The following is a 16,068-nucleotide window of genomic DNA, read 5'->3' as shown; positions in this document are numbered from 1 at the left end:
CCTGTGGGAGAGTAGGACGCCGCCGAACAATCATTGCGAGAAAGCCCCGCACCGGGAACGGTGCGGGGCTTTTCTGCGTTTCAGGACAATGAGAGTAGCGAGGTAATGGCGGGGCCGGTCGGCCCCGCGCCCCACTCCGTGCCGCCGGTTACAAGCGTCCCGCTGCCTTCAGCTCCAGGTAGGCGTCGGCCAGTGCCGGGGCCAGTTCGTCAGGAATCGCGTCGACGATCGTTACGCCGTACCGGCGAAGCTGGTCCGCGGTGCGGCGGCGTTCCGCCTGGGCCTGCGCCGCCGCTGCGGCCTCGTACACGGCGTCCACGTTCCCGCGAGCCCGGGCCATCCGTGAGATGTGCGGATCCGCCACCGATGCCACGACGACCGTGTGGCGCTGAGTCAGTTGTGGCAGGACGGGGAGCAGCCCTTCCTCGATCGGTGCGGCGTCGAGTGTCGTGAACAGCACGACCAGGGAGCGGCGCGGGGCCGACCGGAGGGCGGTGGCGGTGAGGCCGCGTGCGTCGGTCTCCACGAGCTCCGGCTCCAGGGTCGACATCGCGTTGACCAGGGAGGGCAGTACATCGCCTGCCGTGCGGCCCTGGACGAGGGCACGCACTCGACGGTCGTACGCGAGGAGGTCGACGCGGTCGCCGGCGCGGCAGGCCAGGGCGGCCAGAAGCAGGGCGGCGTCCATGGAGGCGTCGAGGCGGGGGGCGTCGCCCACACGGCCGGCCGAGGTGCGGCCGGTGTCGAGGACGAGCAGGATGTGGCGGTCCCGTTCGGGCCGCCACGTGCGGACGGCGACGGTGGACTGGCGGGCTGTCGCACGCCAGTCGATGGAACGGGTGTCGTCGCCGGGAACGTACTCGCGCAGGCTGTCGAACTCCGTGCCCTGCCCGCGGGTGAGCACGCTGGTGCGGCCGTCGAGTTCACGCAGGCGGGACAGCTTGGAGGGGAGATGCTTGCGGCTGGTGAACGGGGGCAGGACACGTACCGTCCAAGGGACCTTGTGGGTGCCCTGGCGGGCGAAAAGTCCCAGAGGGCCGTACGAGCGGATCGTGACGCGGTCCGCCCGGCGGTCGCCGCGACGGGTGGGGCGGAGACGGGTGGTGACGCGACGGCGTTCACCGGCGGGCACCGTCAGACGGTGGCGGGAGGCGGACGTCTCCGCGCCGGACTGCCGGCTGCTGGGAGGCCAGGCGTCGCGGAGATGGGCGCGGAGCGGACGGTGGGCCGGGTTGGTGACCGTCAGGGTGACGTCGGCGGTGTCGCCCAGGCGCGTGGAGGTGTCGCCGGAGCGGCTCAGGAGCAGGCGTCGTACGGGGGCGGCCAGAGCGAAGTCGCAGGCGCACGCGGCGGCCAGCGGGGCGTTGACCGCGAGGACGCCCGTCCAGCTGGGGTCCCAGATACCGATCGGGACGGAGCCGATGGCCGCGAGGAGTGCGGCACGTCCGGTGAGTGCCATCAGCGGGGAACGGGGACGTGGGCGAGGATCGCGTTGATCACGGAGTCCGTGGTCACGCCCTCCATCTCGGCCTCCGGACGGAGCTGGACACGGTGCCGGAGGGTGGGGAGGGCCAGGGCCTTCACGTCGTCGGGGGTGACATAGTCGCGGCCCGTCAGCCAGGCCCAGGCGCGGGCCGTGGAGAGCAGCGCCGTGGCCCCGCGGGGGGAGACCCCGAGGGTGAGGGACGGCGAGTCGCGGGTGGCGCGGCAGATGTCGACGACGTAGGCCGTGATCTCGGGGGAGATCGTCGTCCTGGACACCTCCGTGCGGGCGGCCTCCAGGTCGGCGGCGTTCGCCACGGGGCGTACGCCGGCGGCGCGCAGGTCGCGCGGGTCGAAGCCCGAGGCGTGCCGGGTGAGGACGTCGATCTCGTCCTGCCGGGAGGGGAGCGGGACGGTGAGCTTGAGGAGGAAGCGGTCCAGCTGGGCTTCCGGGAGGGGGTAGGTGCCCTCGTACTCGACCGGATTCTGGGTCGCCGCGACCAGGAACGGCTCGGGGAGCGGGCGAGGCGTGCCGTCGACCGTGACCTGGCGCTCCTCCATGGCTTCGAGGAGGGACGACTGGGTCTTCGGGGGCGTGCGGTTGATCTCGTCGGCGAGGAGCAGGTTGGTGAAGGCCGGGCCGGGCTGGAAGGAGAACTCGGCGGTGCGGGCGTCGTAGACCAGGGAGCCGGTGACGTCGCTCGGCATCAGGTCGGGGGTGAACTGGACGCGCTTCGTGTCGAGTTCCGTGGCGGCGGCCAGGGCGCGGACCAGGAGGGTCTTGGCGACTCCGGGGACGCCTTCGAGGAGGACGTGGCCGCGGCACAGGAGCGCCACGACGAGACCGGTGACGGCGGCGTCCTGGCCGACCACGGCCTTGGCGATCTCGGCGCGCAGGGCCTCCAGGGCGGCGCGGGCGTCGCCCGGGTCCCCGGTCCGCCCGGCGTTGTCAGTGGTCGGGTCCATCATGGACGGCGTACCTCTCTTTCGAGGGCGTCGAGTTGGTCGGCGAGTGCGATGAGGGCCGCGTCGTCACCGGGCGGCGGGCCGAAGAGGAGGGTGTGCGGGGACTGTCCGCCGCGGTGTTCGTCGTGTTCGCCGCGGAGGCGGGCGGACAGTGCGGGGAGCAGGGCTTCGGGCGTGTGCGCCTGGGTGGCGGTGACGCCTACGAGGGGGGCGAGGCGGGTGCGGGTGGCGGAGCGCAGAGCGGTGGCCGCGCGGTCGCGGGCGCCCGCCTTGCGGTAGAGGCGGGCGCGGCCTTCGGCGGTTTCGGAGGCGCGGATCGCCACGGGGAGTTTTTCGGGCACCAGGGGGCCGAGCCGACGTGCCCGCCACAGAGCGGCGAGGGCGGCGGCGACGAAGAGCTGCAGGGTGCCCCAGAGCCAGCCGGAGGGGAGCAGGTCGAAGAAGCTGCGCTCGTCGTCCGGGGCGGTGGTGTCGGAGAGCGAGGGGAGGTACCAGACCAGGTGGTCGCGGGAGCCGAGGAGTTGGAGGGCGAGCGAGGCGTTGCCGTGCTCGCCGAGGTGGTTGTTGTAGAGGATGTCGGGCGCGCCGAGGACGACGGTGTCCCCCGGGGCGCCCTCCTGGGCCGCCTCTCCGGATGCCCCGGGGATGCGCAGCAGGGTGGCCAGGCGTCGGCTGGGGTAGCAGGCGTCGGCTTCGGCGTGGGCGCTGCTGTAGCGGATGCCGCCGGTGTCGGCGGTGCCCGCGCGCCGGGCGGCGGGCAGGTCGCAGTCGGGGGCCAGCGTCGAGTCGAGGCTGAGCGCGGGGTCGGCGGTGACGCCGGGGGCGAGGCGTTCGACGGCGGGACCGCCCGGAGCCACGAGCACGGTACGGCCGCCGGAGCCCTCGGTCGCGGAGTGCAGCCGCCTCTGCTGGTGGTCGGTCAGGCGGTCGGGGACGGCGACCAGCAGGGTGGTGTCGGGGCCGGCCGCGGCGCGGGCCTCGTCCAGGGTGGTGACCACGCGCGTGGAGACGTCCCGGTCGGCGAGGAGTTCCGCGACGGCCCGGCTGCCGTAGGGGTCGGCGGAGCGCGGGTCGAGTTCGCCGTGCCGGGCGTCGGAGCGGACGACGGCGATCGCGACGGCGCCGACGAGCAACACGACGAGGGCGAGCGCGACGCCTCGCGTGCGTGTCCACACCTGGCGGGCGGTGGGCGAGGCCGAGGTGGTGGGGAGCGTGGCCTCGGTGGTCATCCGGCGGCTCCCTGGCGGGCGTTCGGGTCGGTGCTGTCGGCATTGCCGGCGTTGTCGGCGGTCGTGCTGTTCGCCGGCTGTGGCTTGCTGCGTTCCAGCGCGCGGTCGAGTTCGGCGAGGCGCCGGTACGCCTGCTCGGTACCGGGGCGGCCGCCGTACGTGACGTCGTCGAAGTCGCGGGCGGCGGCGCGCAGTCCGGCGCCGTGCGCGGGCAGGGCGCGGCCGGCTTCGGTGGCAGCCTCGTCGGCGGTGCGGCCGGGGCGGATGTCGAGGAGGGCGCGTTCCTCCAGGGCACGGACGACGGCCCGCATGCGTTCCTGGACGGCCTGGTTCCAGTGGCCCTGGGCGGCGTGCGCGTCGGCGGCGGCGCGGTGGTCGGCGGCGCTGCGGGGGCGGTCGTCGAACAGGGCGGGGGCGGAGGCCGCCCGGCGGCGCGGGGTGCCCAGGCGCCACCAGAGGGCGCCCAGCACCGCCACGACGGCCACGATGACGACGACCAGGCCGAGCGTCCCGCCGGGGGTCGCGGTGGAGGCACTGCCGAACAGGTCTTCGATCCAGTCCCAGAAGGCGTTGAGGGCGCGCTGGAGCCGGCTGGGGTCGTTCTCGTGGTACATCCGCTTGGACAGCTCATGCCGCGCGGCCTCCCGTGCGGGGTCGCGCGGGATCGTCACCGGCGGTTCGTCGCCGGAGCGCGACAGCGCCGGCACGGTGCTGTCGCCTGCCCGCGACAGCGTCCGTACGGCGGTGCGTGACAGCACCTCTGTGAGGCCTCCCCCCGCCGGGCTCACCGCATCAGCTCCCCGGTGTGGTGCCGGGCGCGCCGGTGTCCCGGAGACCGGCGGCACGGGCCAGTTCGAGGTCGAGGGCCTCGCGGCGGATCCGCTGGTCGATGTAGAGCAGCACGGTGACGCCCGCCGTGATCGGGAAGGTGATCATGGAGCCGATCACCGAGCCGATGCCGGTGACGACGAGGAACGTCCAGCCGAGGCCCCCGGTGCCTTCCAGGAAGCCGCCGACGCCGTCGCTGCCGAGGGCCGCCGCGAGGAAGGTGAAGGGGATGATGATGATCGACGTGACGACGTAGGCGATGATCGTCGCGAGCAGCTGGATGCCGAAGACCCGCCACCAGGAGCCCCGCACCAGCTTCCCGGAGCGGCTCATCGCCTTCTTGACGCCCTGCTTCTCCAGCATCAGCGCCGCGGACGCCAGCGAGAAGCGGACTATGAGCCAGACCGCGACGACGCCGGCTGCCAGGACCCCCAGGACGGTCAGGGCCAGGCCCGCGTCGCCACTTCCCGCGGCCGCGACGAGGAGACCGGGTGCCAAGCCGACCGTGACGATGCCGGCGACGATGAGCATCAGCAGGATGATCAGGCCGAACAGTCTCAGCACCTGGGGGCGGGCGTCCCGCCAGGCCTCGCCGATGGGCACCGGCCTGCCCAGGACGGCGCGGCTGGTGACCGTCGTCAGCAGCGCGGTGGCCAGGACGGTGCCGATCAGGGAGATCAGCAGGATGACACCCGAGCTGATCGTGGTGTCGGCAAGGGCGTCGCCGAGTTCGCTGAGGGTGGCGTCGGGGTCGTTGAGGGCCTCGCTGCTGATGTCGTCCAGGACCAGGCCCTGGAGCAGCACGACGATGATCTCGGTGAAGACCGCGACGGTCAGCGAGATGCCGAGGACCGTGCGCCAGTAGGTGCGCATGGTGGAGACCGCGCCGTCGAGGATCTCGCCGACGCCGAGCGGGCGGAGCGGGATCACGCCGGGCTTGGCCGCGGGCGGGGGACCGCCCCAGCCACCTCCCCAGCCGCCGTGCCCACCAGGGGGGCCGTAGCCGCCGCCCTGGCCGCCGTAACCGCCAGGAGGACCTCCGTAGCCGCCTCCGGGGGGCGGGGTGCCCCAGCCCTGGTTCGGCGGTGGAGGAGGCGGGGCCTGGCCGGGGCCGGTGGGTGTGGACCACTGCCCGGGGGGCGGCTGCTCCTTGGACCACTTCGTGCCGGGGCTCGTCGGTTCCGCGCCCGGCCGGTCCGCGGGCTGCGCGGGCTGATCGGTGGCGCCGGGGCGGTCGGCGGGCTCGGCGGGGCCGGACGCGCCGGGCTCCCGCCCGTCGGACGGGGCGGATCCGGGCGAGGCCCAGCCCGGAGTGTCGTTCATCGTCGCTCCTTCACGGTGCCCGTCCGCGGTCGCGGCGGCTGGTTGGCAGCCATCGTGCCATGGGGCGGTCGGCCGTGGACCGGCCGCGGTATGGGCTGCGCACCTTCAATTGTCCGTCGGGTAGGGGGCAGACTGACCGCATGGCTGATCAGTACGCGCGAAGCGGCGACGGCAAGCGGCCGACCGGAATACCGGCTCTTCGCTGGGAGGAACCACCCGAGGGGCCGGTTCTGGTCCTGCTGGACCAGACCAGGCTGCCGGCCGACGAGGCCGAGCTGGTCTGCACGGACGCGGCCGTGCTCGTGGAGGCGATCCGCTCGCTCGCCGTGCGCGGGGCGCCGCTGCTCGGCATCGCGGGCGCCTACGGTGTCGCGCTCGCCGCCGCCCGGGGCTTCGACGTCGAGGAGGCCGCGGCAGCGCTGGCGGGGGCCCGCCCCACCGCGGTGAACCTCGCCGTAGGGGTGGGCCGGGCGCGGGCCGCTCATCAGGCGGAGCTCGCCAGGAGCGGTGACACTCCGCAGGCAGCCGCGGCCGCACTGGCCGCGGCGCGGGCGCTGCACCGGGAGGACGCCGAGGCCAGCGCACGGATGGCAGCGCACGGACTGGCGCTGCTGGACGAGTTGCTGCCCGCAGGCGGGCACCGTGTCCTCACCCACTGCAACACCGGTTCGCTGGTGTCGGGCGGTGAGGGAACCGCCTTCGCGGTGGCCCTCGCGGCGCACCGGTCGGGGCGGCTGCGACGGCTGTGGGTGGACGAAACGCGTCCCTTGCTGCAAGGTGCTCGCCTGACGGCATACGAGGCGGCCCGCCACGACATGGCGTACACCTTGCTCACCGACAACGCGGCCGGTTCGCTGTTCGCGGCGGGTGAGGTGGACGCGGTGCTCATCGGTGCGGACCGCATCGCGGCCGACGGTTCGGTGGCGAACAAGGTGGGGAGCTATCCGCTCGCCGTGCTCGCGAGGTACCACCACGTGCCGTTCATCGTGGTGGCCCCGGTCACGACGGTGGATCCGGACACGCCGGACGGGGCGTCCATCGAAGTGGAGCAGCGCCCCGGATACGAAGTGACCGAGGTCACAGCACCTCAGGTGCCGGTGGCCGGAGCGGGAGGCGGGATTCCGGTGGCACCCCTGGGGACCCAGGCGTACAACCCGGCGTTCGATGTGACTCCGCCCGAACTGGTGACGGCGATCGTCACCGAGGAGGGCGCGGTTTCTCCCGTGACGACCGCGGCTCTCGCGGAGCTGTGTGCCAGGTCACGCCAGGTAACGATTAGCTAATGGGATGATGTCGTTTATGAAGGGACGAGTCCTTGTCGTCGACGACGACACCGCACTGGCCGAGATGCTCGGCATTGTGCTGCGTGGTGAGGGTTTTGAGCCGTCTTTCGTAGCCGACGGTGACAAGGCGCTGGCCGCCTTCCGGGAGACCAAGCCGGACCTGGTGCTCCTCGACCTGATGCTGCCCGGTCGGGACGGCATCGAGGTGTGCCGCCTGATCAGGGCGGAGTCGGGTGTGCCGATCGTGATGCTGACGGCGAAGAGTGACACCGTCGATGTCGTGGTGGGTCTGGAGTCCGGTGCCGACGACTACATCGTGAAGCCGTTCAAGCCGAAGGAGTTGGTGGCCCGTATCAGGGCGCGCCTGAGGAGGTCCGAGGAACCGGCACCGGAGCAGCTCGCCATAGGCGACCTGGTCATCGACGTGGCCGGTCACTCCGTGAAGCGGGAGGGTCAGTCGATCGCGCTGACGCCGCTGGAGTTCGACCTGCTGGTGGCGCTGGCCCGCAAGCCGTGGCAGGTGTTCACGCGTGAGGTGCTCCTCGAGCAGGTCTGGGGTTACCGGCACGCGGCCGACACCCGGCTGGTCAACGTGCATGTGCAGCGGCTGCGCTCCAAGGTCGAGAAGGACCCGGAGAAGCCGGAGATCGTGGTGACCGTCCGTGGCGTCGGTTACAAGGCCGGACCGAGCTGACATGACCAAGGACAGTGCCGCTTCGGCGCCCGGCCGGTCCGGGGCCCACGCCGGAGGGCCTGTCGGCCACCCGCCCACCGGCTCCCGCCGGCGCCGGCTGCTGGAGGGTGGGCTGCTGCACGGCGGGGTGCAGGGCAGCCCGGTGCTCCGGCTGTTCATGCGCTGGGTGCACCGTCCGCTGCTGCCCGTCATGCGGCTGTGGCGGCGCAACATCCAGCTCAAGGTCGTCGTCACCACGCTGCTGATGTCGCTGGGCGTGGTGCTGCTGCTCGGCTTCGTGGTGATCGGGCAGGTCCGCAACGGGCTGCTGGACGCGAAGGTGAAGGCGTCCCAGAGCCAGGCCACCGGAGGGTTCGCGGTGGCCAAGCAGAAGGCCGAAGAAGCGGCCAGCGTGACCGGTGACGACGGCGTGCCCGTCGTTCCCGTGGACGGCCGCACCCCGCAGAACGTCAACCAGTGGATGAGTGAACTGGTGAAGTCGCTCTCCAGCGGTGGCCAGGGCGCCTTCGACGTGGTCACCCTCCCCATGGGCGGGGAGAGCGGAAGCGGGCGCGGCCTGCGCGCCTCCGGCTTCGTCAACTGGTCGGGCAGCGTGCCCGGTGACCTGCGGGAGCGGATCGACGGCAGCACGGTGGCGGCGCAGAGCTACACCCGGATCGTCTACGACTCCGGCGAGGCGTCCCAGCCCGGCCTGGTCATCGGCAAGCAGGTCAATGACCCCAACGGTGAGCCGTACCAGCTCTACTACCTCTTCCCCCTCACGCAGGAGGAGGAGTCGCTCAGCCTGGTCAGAGGCACGCTGGCGACGGCAGGGCTCTTCGTCGTCGTCCTGCTCGGGGCCATCGCCTGGCTCGTGGTGCGCCAGGTCGTCACGCCCGTACGGATGGCGGCGAGCATCGCCGAGCGGCTGTCCGCCGGGCGGTTGCAGGAACGGATGAAGGTCACCGGCGAGGACGACATCGCGCGGCTCGGCGAGGCCTTCAACAAGATGGCGCAGAACCTGCAACTGAAGATTTCCCAGCTGGAGGACCTGTCGCGGATGCAGCGGCGGTTCGTCTCCGACGTGTCGCACGAGCTGCGGACGCCTCTGACCACCGTACGCATGGCCGCCGACGTCATTCATGACGCGCGTGTGGACTTCGATCCGGTGACCGCGCGGTCGGCGGAACTGCTCGCCGACCAGCTGGACCGGTTCGAGACGCTGCTCGCGGACCTGCTGGAGATCAGTCGCTTCGACGCGGGCGCGGCGGCACTGGAGGCGGAGCCGATAGACCTCAGGGAGGTCGTGCGGCGGGTCGTCGGCGGCGCCGAACCGCTCGCCGAGCGCAAGGGCACACGGATACGCGTCGTCGGTGACCAGCAGCCCGTCGTCGCCGAGGCGGACGCCCGGCGGGTGGAGCGGGTACTGCGCAACCTCGTCGTCAACGCCGTCGAGCACGGTGAGGGCAACGACGTCGTCGTCAAGCTCGCCGCGGCCGGAGGCGCGGTCGCCGTGGCGGTGCGCGACTACGGCGTCGGCCTGAAGCCGGGCGAAGGAGCCCGCGTCTTCAGCCGCTTCTGGCGGGCCGACCCGGCACGCGCGCGTACCACCGGAGGTACGGGGCTGGGGTTGTCGATCGCCCTGGAGGACGCGCGGCTGCACGGTGGCTGGCTGCAGGCCTGGGGTGAGCCCGGTGGCGGCTCCCAGTTCCGGCTGACGCTGCCCAGGACGGCGGACGAGCCGCTGAGGGGTTCGCCGATACCGCTGGAGCCGACGGACTCGCGGAGCAACCGCGGGCCGGGTGACGCCGGTCCCGACGGCGCCGGTCCGCCGCACGGCGCGGACAAGGCGGCCACCGTCCCGGCGCAGGCATCGGTCGGGCAGGCACTCCCGGTGTCCGCCCGAGGACCCATCCCGCCGCGGTCGGCCACCACGGCCCCCACGGCCGATCCGACGGCACTTCCTGGCAACGGCGCGCGCGTGGTGCCGCGACCCGTGTCGGGCGCGAGGAGACAGGACGGCGGATCCGCGCCGGAGGCGTCGAGTCCTCCGGACGCCGGACCGGAGGACCCGAGCAGGCAAGGGGAGGCATCTCGTGGGCGCTGACCGCGAGGGGAGCGGTCGGCGGGGGCCGGCACGCGCGGTGACGTATGCCGTCTGTGGCGTCGTACTGCTGGCCGGGTGTGCGTCCATGCCCGACAGCGGGGATCTGCGGGAAGTGGAGTCGACGTCGCGGCAGGACCCGCAGGTGCGGGTGTTCGCGATGCCGCCGCGGGAGGACGACTCGCCCACGGAGATCGTGCAGGGCTTCCTGGAGGCACTGACCAGCAACGAGCCCCGGTACGAGACGGCGCGCAAGTACCTGACGGGCGAGGCGGCGAAGACGTGGCGGCCGGAGCGGTCCACGACGGTGCTGACGGGAGGTCCGGGCACCGAGTCCGACCACTCCGGAAGCCGCGACGACGCCGACGACTACTCGGTCACGCTGACCGGCACCAGGGTCGCCACGGTGGACGGGCAGCAGTCGTACTCGCCGGCGGACGGCCAGTACCGCGAACCGGTGCACCTCACCCGGGACACAAAGAGCGGGCAGTGGCGCATCGACGATCTGCCGCAGGGCGTCATCATGGGCAAGTCGGACTTCCAGCGCACCTACGTGTCCGTCAACAAGTACTACTTCGCCTCGAACACCGCTGACACCACACAGGCCGGTACGAGCGCGCAGCCGGCGGCCGTCGCCGACCCCGTCTACGTGCGCCGGCTCGTGGACCCCATGACACAGGTGGTGCGTTCCCTGATCAGCGGGCCGACGGGCCTGCTCGAGCCCGTGGTCAGGTCGAGTTTTCCGACCGGGACGGCACTGGCGAAGAACGCCGGCTCGCTGACGCCCGACGACCACAACAAACTGACGGTGCGGCTGAACGACAAGGCTGCCCGGGCCGGCGAGGACAGGTGCGACGAGATGGCGGCCCAGCTGCTCTTCACACTGCGGAACCTCACTCCGGTGGTGGAGGAGGTCGAGCTGCGCTCGGGCGGCGAGCGACTGTGCTCGCTCACCGAGGACCGGGCCGAGGCGGTCGCGACGCGCGGCTCGGCCCAGCGGCCCGACTACCTGTACTTCGTCGACGAGAAAAACCGCCTGGTGCGCATCGCCGCGGGCAGCAACGGGACCCGGCCGGAGCCCGTCCCCGGGGCGCTGGGTGAGGGCTCGGTGGGCCTGCGGTCGGTGGCGGTGTCGCGGGACGAACACAGTGCGGCCGCGATCGGTCCGGAGAACAAGTCGTTGTACGTCGGTTCGCTGGTCCAGGGTGGTTCGCTCGGCGACCCGGTGCTGGCCAGCAAGGGCAAGAAGGAGGAGAACCGGCTGACGCCGCCCAGCTGGGACGCGCAGGGCGACCTGTGGATCGCAGACCGCGACCCGGGCGCCCCCCGGCTGCTGCTGCTGGAGGAGGGCGCGGGCGAGCCGCTGGAGGTGCGGACCCCGGGGCTGGACGGGCGGGTCCAGGCCGTGCGGGTGGCGGCCGACGGCGTGCGGATCGCGCTCATCGTGGAGAAGGACGGCAAGCGGTCACTGCTCATCGGACAGATCGAGCGGGACGGGAAGGCCGGCGAGCCGTCCGCGGTCACCGTCGTCGGACTGCGCTCCGCGAGTCCGGGACTGGAGGAGGTCACGGCCATGTCCTGGGCCGGTGACAGCCGGCTCGTGGTGGTCGGGCGCGAGCGTGGGGGCGTCCAGCAGATCGGCTACGTCCAGGTGGACGGCTCCACGCCGGAGGCGTCGGTGCCCGCGGCTCTGACCGGGGTGAAGGAGATCGCCGCGACCGAGGACGAGAGGCTGCCGCTGGTGGCGTACTCGGAGGACGTGATCGTGAGGCTGCCGTCCGGGCTGCAGTGGCAGAAGGTGACGGAGGGGACGGCGCCGGTCTACCCGGGTTGAGGTCTGGCCGGGTTGAGGTCTGCCCGGGGTGAGGTCTGCCCGGGGTGAGGTCTGGCGGGAGTGGGGGCCGTCCCGGGGTGATGTCGGGGCTCGGGACGAGGTCGTCCCAGGGGGAGGCGTCCGGCTGTTCTGACGCGGGCATTCACTCGTGTGGGTGATGCCTGGCGGTCCGGGTCCGGAGTTTTCCACAGGGGCCCCTCCAGCATTGTCCACAGGCCTGGTCGAGTCCTGCGGGTGTTGGCACAGTGGTGGCCATGCGGGGATGGTGGCGGGACCTCACGGACCTGGTGCTGCCGGCCGAGTGCGGAGGCTGCGGCAGGGCTCGCTCGGTGCTGTGCCCCCGGTGCCGTACGGCGCTGAACGGGGGCGCGCCGCGCCGGGTCCGGCCGGTGCCGGAGCCATCCGGGCTGCCGGTGGTGCACGCGGCCGCCAGGTACGCGGACGAGGTACGAGCCGCCCTGCTGGCCCACAAGGAGCGCGGTGTACTGGCCCTCGCGGCACCGCTCGGCGCGGCTCTGGCAGGAGCGGTGCGGGCAGGGCTCCGGGAGGCGGGGACGGGCGTCGGCGGCCTGGGGCCCGTACGCGGGCGTGGGCCGGTACTGCTCGTGCCCGTGCCCTCCGCGCGTCGGGCGGTGCGCACGCGGGGGCACGACCCCGCGCGGCGGATCGCCCTCGCGGCAGCGGGGGAGCTGCGGCGGACCGGTACGTCGGCGCGAGTGCTGGCCGTGCTGCGCCAGCGGTACGCCGTGGCCGACCAGTCGGGGCTCGGCGCCCGGCAGCGGCTGGACAATCTCGCCGGGGCGCTGGCGGTGGTTCCCGGAGGTGGCCGGCTGCTGTGCGGTGGTGGGCCGGTCGTCCTCGTCGACGACCTGATGACGACGGGGGCGTCTTTGACGGAGGCGGCGCGTGCCGTGCGCGCGGCGAACCGGACGGTGAAATCGGCTGTGTATCCGGCGGTGGCCGGGGAAGGCAGAGAGGAACGGAAGACCGGGCCCCGAATGGCGGGTTCGAACGGAGGCGGTGGCGTGATTCGTGAAGCGATCTGCGCGGCAGTGGTCGCGGCTTCACCAGATTCTTTCGAAATAAACCGGAACTGACTGAGAACTTGCGTCGTTGCAGCTAGTGAGAGGTTCAATTCATCGGAACGGAGGTACGCCGCAGTAGAGGGTGACGACTTCCGTCCCGGCGAGATATGTTCGGTTGTGAGGCAAAGCCGCAGGCCACCACCTCCCGAATCTGATTGCCGTGCTGCGGGTTTTGCCGTCATCACCCGCATCGGTGGAGTGGAGATCTCGCCCGCGGGGGAGGAGGTGGGAGTCACCGAGTCCGAGGTTCTGGGACAGACCGGAACCTGGTGCGAAAGGGAGATGCTCCGCCATAGAAGCGGAGCGATCCGGGAACGGAGTTCTGCGTGGACATCGTCGTCAAGGGCCGCAAGACCGAGGTGCCCGAGCGGTTCCGGAAGCACGTGGCCGAGAAGCTGAAGCTGGAGAAGATCCAGAAGCTCGATGGCAAGGTGATCAGCCTCGACGTCGAGGTGTCCAAGGAGCCGAACCCCCGGCAGGCCGACCGCTGTGACCGAGTGGAGATCACCCTCCGCTCCCGCGGTCCGGTGATTCGGGCGGAGGCGGCGGCGAGCGACCCGTACGCGGCGCTCGACCTGGCGGCGGAGAAGCTCGGTGCCCGGCTGCGCAAGCAGCACGACAAGCGCTTCTCGCGCCGTGGTGCGCGCAGGATCTCGGCAGCCGAGGTCGCCGACCACGTCCCCGGCGCGGCGACGCTCAACGGGAGCGGTGAGGTCGTCCCGCCGGAGAAGCAGGACGTCGTACCCACCAAGAAGATCGGCTCGCTCGAGGTCCAGGGCGACGGCCCGCTCGTCGTCCGTGAGAAGACCCACGTGGCCGCACCGATGTCCCTCGACCAGGCGCTCTACGAGATGGAACTGGTCGGGCACGACTTCTACCTGTTCGTCGACTCCGAGACCAAGGAGCCCAGCGTCGTCTACCGGCGACACGCATACGACTACGGCGTGATCCACCTCACCACGGACACGATGGTCACCCAGGCGAACGCTCCCGAGGCGGGCGACGCGCTCGGCGGCTGACGACGCCCGGGTGAGACGGACCGGTGCCCCTGGAGCGCGTGTGCGCCCCCAGGGGCACCGGTGTGCGACGGTGCGCGAGGACGTGCGACCCCTTCGTGGCGCGCGCGTCGCCCCGGTGTCGGCCGGACATGGAATCATGGCGGCAACGGCCCAACCGGTGGGTCGTTGCTCTGGGTTGGCGATGGCTCAGGACCACGGGCCACAGCCTTCAGGGGGAGGAACGATGGCGGACAGTTTCGGACCGATGCGGAGCGAGGGCGTCGACGAGGGGATCGACGACGGCGCTGCCGGCATGGGCCCGGACGCGCGCTCTGCGCGCAAGGAGCCGATCAGGGTCCTGGTCGTGGACGACCACGCCCTGTTCCGCCGCGGCCTGGAGATCGTGCTCGCGGCCGAGGAGGACATCCAGGTCGTCGGAGAGGCCGGTGACGGCGCCGAGGCCGTGGAGAAGGCCGCCGACCTCCTGCCGGACATCATCCTGATGGATGTGCGGATGCCCAGGCGGGGCGGAATCGAGGCCTGCACCTCCATCAAGGAGGTGGCCCCCAGCGCCAAGATCATCATGTTGACGATCAGTGACGAGGAGGCCGACCTCTACGAGGCGATCAAGGCGGGTGCCACCGGTTATCTCCTCAAAGAGATCTCGACGGACGAGGTGGCCACCGCCATTCGCGCGGTGGCCGACGGACAGTCGCAGATCAGTCCGTCCATGGCGTCGAAACTGCTCACCGAGTTCAAGTCGATGATCCAGCGGACCGACGAACGCCGATTGGTGCCCGCGCCCCGGCTCACGGACCGTGAACTGGAGGTCCTCAAGCTCGTCGCCACCGGAATGAACAACCGGGACATCGCCAAGGAACTGTTCATCTCCGAGAACACCGTGAAGAATCACGTGCGCAACATCCTGGAGAAACTGCAACTGCACTCCAGGATGGAGGCCGTGGTGTACGCGATGCGGGAGAAGATCCTCGAGATTCGGTGAAGCCGGTGCGTCCGGTGCGTCCGGCGAAGCCCGTGAAGCTCGGTGCGTCGGCTCCCGTCAGGTGAGGAGACGGGCCAGCTCTCTCGTGAGGGGCTCGCGCAGGTCCGGCGCGACGACCCGTTCCACGCGTACGTCGGTGCAGCCGACCCAGCCCGCCGCCTCGACCAGAGCCTGGGCCACGGCCGGGGCCGCCTTGGGGCCGCCCAGCGTGACCTGCCTGGCGACCAGCGTGAGCCCCTCACGCGCCGGGTCCACGCGGCCGACGAGTCGGCCGCCGGCCAGGACGGGCATCGCGAAGTAGCCGTGCACCCGCTTCTGCTTGGGCACATAGGCCTCCAGGCGGTGGGTGAAACCGAAGATCCGTTCCGTGCGCGCACGATCCCAGACCAGGGAGTCGAAGGGCGAGAGCAGCGTCGTGCGGTGACGGCCGCGCGGGGGCGCCTCCAGGGCCGAGGGGTCCGCCCAGGCGGGCTTGGACCAGCCCTCCACCGTGACCGGGACCAGGCCCGAGTCGGCGATCACGGCGTCGACCTGCTCACTCCTGAGGCGGTGGTAGTCCGCGATGTCCGCGCGCGTGCCGACGCCCAGGGACTGGCCGGCCAGGCGGACCAGGCGGCGCAGGCACTCGGCGTCGTCCAGCTCGTCGTGGAGCAGCGCGGCCGGGACCGCGCGCTCGGCCAGGTCGTACACCCGCTTCCAGCCGCGGCGCTCGACGCACACCACCTCGCCGTACATGAGGGCGCGCTCGACGGCGACCTTCGTGCCGGACCAGTCCCACCACTCGCTGGTCCTCTTCGCGCCGCCCAGGTCCGTGGCGGTGAGGGGGCCCTCGGTGCGGAGCTGCTTGACGACCTGGTCGTAGGTGCCGTCGGGGAGATGGTGGTTCCAGTGCGGGCGGTTGCGGTAGGCGCGGCGGCGGAAGGCGAAGTGGGGCCACTCCTCGATGGGGAGGACGCAGGCCGCGTGGGACCAGTACTCGAAGGCGTGGGTGTCTTCCCAGTAGGCGGCTTCGACTGTTCTGCGGCCGACCGCGCCCAGGCGGGCGTACGGGATGAGTTCGTGGGAGCGGGCGAGGACCGAGATGGTGTCGAGCTGCACCGCGCCCAGATGACGGAGGACACCGCGGACGCCTGCGCGACGGTCGGGGGCGCCGAGGAAACCCTGCGCGCGGAGGGCGAGGCGGCGGGCCTCGTCTGCGGACAGTTCCGTGACGGGGGGCGGGAGGGTCGTCATACGTACGCACGATAAGGGGTGGGTCTG

13 protein-coding genes are annotated in these 16,068 nt (G+C 72.0%); 7 read left to right on the top strand and 6 right to left on the bottom strand.

The genetic code is table 11. The features are described from left to right. Positions 1-148: 148 nt before the first annotated feature. From ABEA26_RS30050 to ABEA26_RS30030, 5 genes are read right to left on the bottom strand one after another with little or no spacing between them, the layout of a single operon-like run. Positions 149-1,459, bottom strand: coding sequence for a DUF58 domain-containing protein (locus tag ABEA26_RS30050; protein ID WP_345596512.1), 1,311 nt, complete (start codon positions 1,457-1,459; stop codon positions 149-151). Next, positions 1,459-2,448 carry an AAA family ATPase gene (locus tag ABEA26_RS30045; protein ID WP_345596514.1) on the bottom strand — a complete coding sequence of 330 codons (990 nt, stop codon included), beginning with the start codon at positions 2,446-2,448 and terminating at the stop codon, positions 1,459-1,461. Before ABEA26_RS30045 ends, ABEA26_RS30050 begins: the two co-directional genes overlap by 1 nt. Continuing rightward, a complete protein-coding gene (locus tag ABEA26_RS30040; protein WP_345596511.1) occupies positions 2,448-3,677 on the bottom strand; it encodes a DUF4350 domain-containing protein in 1,230 nt (409 codons plus the stop codon). The genes ABEA26_RS30045 and ABEA26_RS30040 overlap by 1 nt, the downstream gene beginning before the upstream one ends. After that, positions 3,674-4,432, bottom strand: a complete 759-nt coding sequence (locus tag ABEA26_RS30035) for a DUF4129 domain-containing protein (protein WP_345596513.1) — start codon at positions 4,430-4,432, stop codon at positions 3,674-3,676. Before ABEA26_RS30035 ends, ABEA26_RS30040 begins: the two co-directional genes overlap by 4 nt. A gap of 37 nt (positions 4,433-4,469) precedes the next feature. Continuing rightward, a complete protein-coding gene (locus ABEA26_RS30030) occupies positions 4,470-5,828 on the bottom strand; it encodes a DUF7847 domain-containing protein (RefSeq protein WP_345596509.1) in 1,359 nt (452 codons plus the stop codon). A 140-nt stretch (positions 5,829-5,968) separates the two neighbouring features. Here ABEA26_RS30030 and mtnA point away from each other — a divergent pair, with 140 nt between their 5' ends. From mtnA to ABEA26_RS29995, 7 genes are all read left to right on the top strand, one after another. Then, on the top strand, positions 5,969-7,111 hold the full coding sequence (gene mtnA, locus ABEA26_RS30025; protein WP_345596508.1) for an S-methyl-5-thioribose-1-phosphate isomerase: 1,143 nt from the start codon (positions 5,969-5,971) through the stop codon (positions 7,109-7,111). 4 nt (positions 7,112-7,115) lie between these two features. Next, on the top strand, positions 7,116-7,805 hold the full coding sequence (gene mtrA / locus ABEA26_RS30020) for a two-component system response regulator MtrA (protein ID WP_193776289.1): 690 nt from the start codon (positions 7,116-7,118) through the stop codon (positions 7,803-7,805). Between the two features lies 1 nt (position 7,806). Continuing rightward, on the top strand, positions 7,807-9,891 hold the full coding sequence (gene mtrB / locus ABEA26_RS30015) for an MtrAB system histidine kinase MtrB (RefSeq protein ID WP_345596507.1): 2,085 nt from the start codon (positions 7,807-7,809) through the stop codon (positions 9,889-9,891). Then, a complete protein-coding gene (locus ABEA26_RS30010; RefSeq protein WP_345596506.1) occupies positions 9,881-11,722 on the top strand; it encodes an LpqB family beta-propeller domain-containing protein in 1,842 nt (613 codons plus the stop codon). Before mtrB ends, ABEA26_RS30010 begins: the two co-directional genes overlap by 11 nt. 254 nt (positions 11,723-11,976) lie before the next feature. Then, positions 11,977-12,819: a ComF family protein gene (locus ABEA26_RS30005; RefSeq protein WP_345596505.1), complete on the top strand. Its 843-nt coding sequence runs from the start codon at positions 11,977-11,979 to the stop codon at positions 12,817-12,819. 314 nt (positions 12,820-13,133) lie between these two features. Continuing rightward, positions 13,134-13,826, top strand: coding sequence for a ribosome hibernation-promoting factor, HPF/YfiA family (hpf, locus tag ABEA26_RS30000; protein ID WP_345596504.1), 693 nt, complete (start codon positions 13,134-13,136; stop codon positions 13,824-13,826). Between the two features lie 223 nt (positions 13,827-14,049). After that, positions 14,050-14,808 (top strand): response regulator, encoded by a 759-nt coding sequence (locus ABEA26_RS29995; protein WP_345596503.1) that lies wholly within the window; start codon positions 14,050-14,052, stop codon positions 14,806-14,808. Between the two features lie 57 nt (positions 14,809-14,865). On the opposite strand, the gene ABEA26_RS29990 is transcribed toward ABEA26_RS29995, so the two are convergent. After that, the gene (locus ABEA26_RS29990) at positions 14,866-16,041 is read right to left on the bottom strand and encodes a winged helix-turn-helix domain-containing protein (RefSeq protein ID WP_345596502.1); all 1,176 of its coding nucleotides are present in this window, start codon (positions 16,039-16,041) and stop codon (positions 14,866-14,868) included. Positions 16,042-16,068: the final 27 nt, after the last annotated feature.

The organism is Streptomyces marokkonensis (assembly GCF_039539045.1).
GTDB classification, from domain to species: Bacteria; Actinomycetota; Actinomycetes; order Streptomycetales; family Streptomycetaceae; genus Streptomyces; species Streptomyces marokkonensis.
The sequence above is the reverse complement of the archived record's forward strand: the minus strand, read 5'-3'. Positions and strand labels throughout refer to the sequence as shown.

What these genes read in the sequence shown, in the direction of transcription:
- mtrB (WP_345596507.1), top strand. Translation starts at nt 7,807, where the DNA reads ATGACCAAGGACAGTGCCGCTTCGGCGCCCGGCCGGTCCGGGGCCCAC.
- ABEA26_RS29990 (WP_345596502.1), bottom strand. Translation starts at nt 16,041, where the DNA reads ATGACGACCCTCCCGCCCCCCGTCACGGAACTGTCCGCAGACGAGGCC.
- mtnA (WP_345596508.1), top strand. Translation starts at nt 5,969, where the DNA reads ATGGCTGATCAGTACGCGCGAAGCGGCGACGGCAAGCGGCCGACCGGA.
- ABEA26_RS30050 (WP_345596512.1), bottom strand. Translation starts at nt 1,459, where the DNA reads ATGGCACTCACCGGACGTGCCGCACTCCTCGCGGCCATCGGCTCCGTC.
- ABEA26_RS30030 (WP_345596509.1), bottom strand. Translation starts at nt 5,828, where the DNA reads ATGAACGACACTCCGGGCTGGGCCTCGCCCGGATCCGCCCCGTCCGAC.
- mtrA (WP_193776289.1), top strand. Translation starts at nt 7,116, where the DNA reads ATGATGTCGTTTATGAAGGGACGAGTCCTTGTCGTCGACGACGACACC.
- ABEA26_RS30005 (WP_345596505.1), top strand. Translation starts at nt 11,977, where the DNA reads ATGCGGGGATGGTGGCGGGACCTCACGGACCTGGTGCTGCCGGCCGAG.
- ABEA26_RS30040 (WP_345596511.1), bottom strand. Translation starts at nt 3,677, where the DNA reads ATGACCACCGAGGCCACGCTCCCCACCACCTCGGCCTCGCCCACCGCC.
- ABEA26_RS30045 (WP_345596514.1), bottom strand. Translation starts at nt 2,448, where the DNA reads ATGGACCCGACCACTGACAACGCCGGGCGGACCGGGGACCCGGGCGAC.
- ABEA26_RS29995 (WP_345596503.1), top strand. Translation starts at nt 14,050, where the DNA reads ATGGCGGACAGTTTCGGACCGATGCGGAGCGAGGGCGTCGACGAGGGG.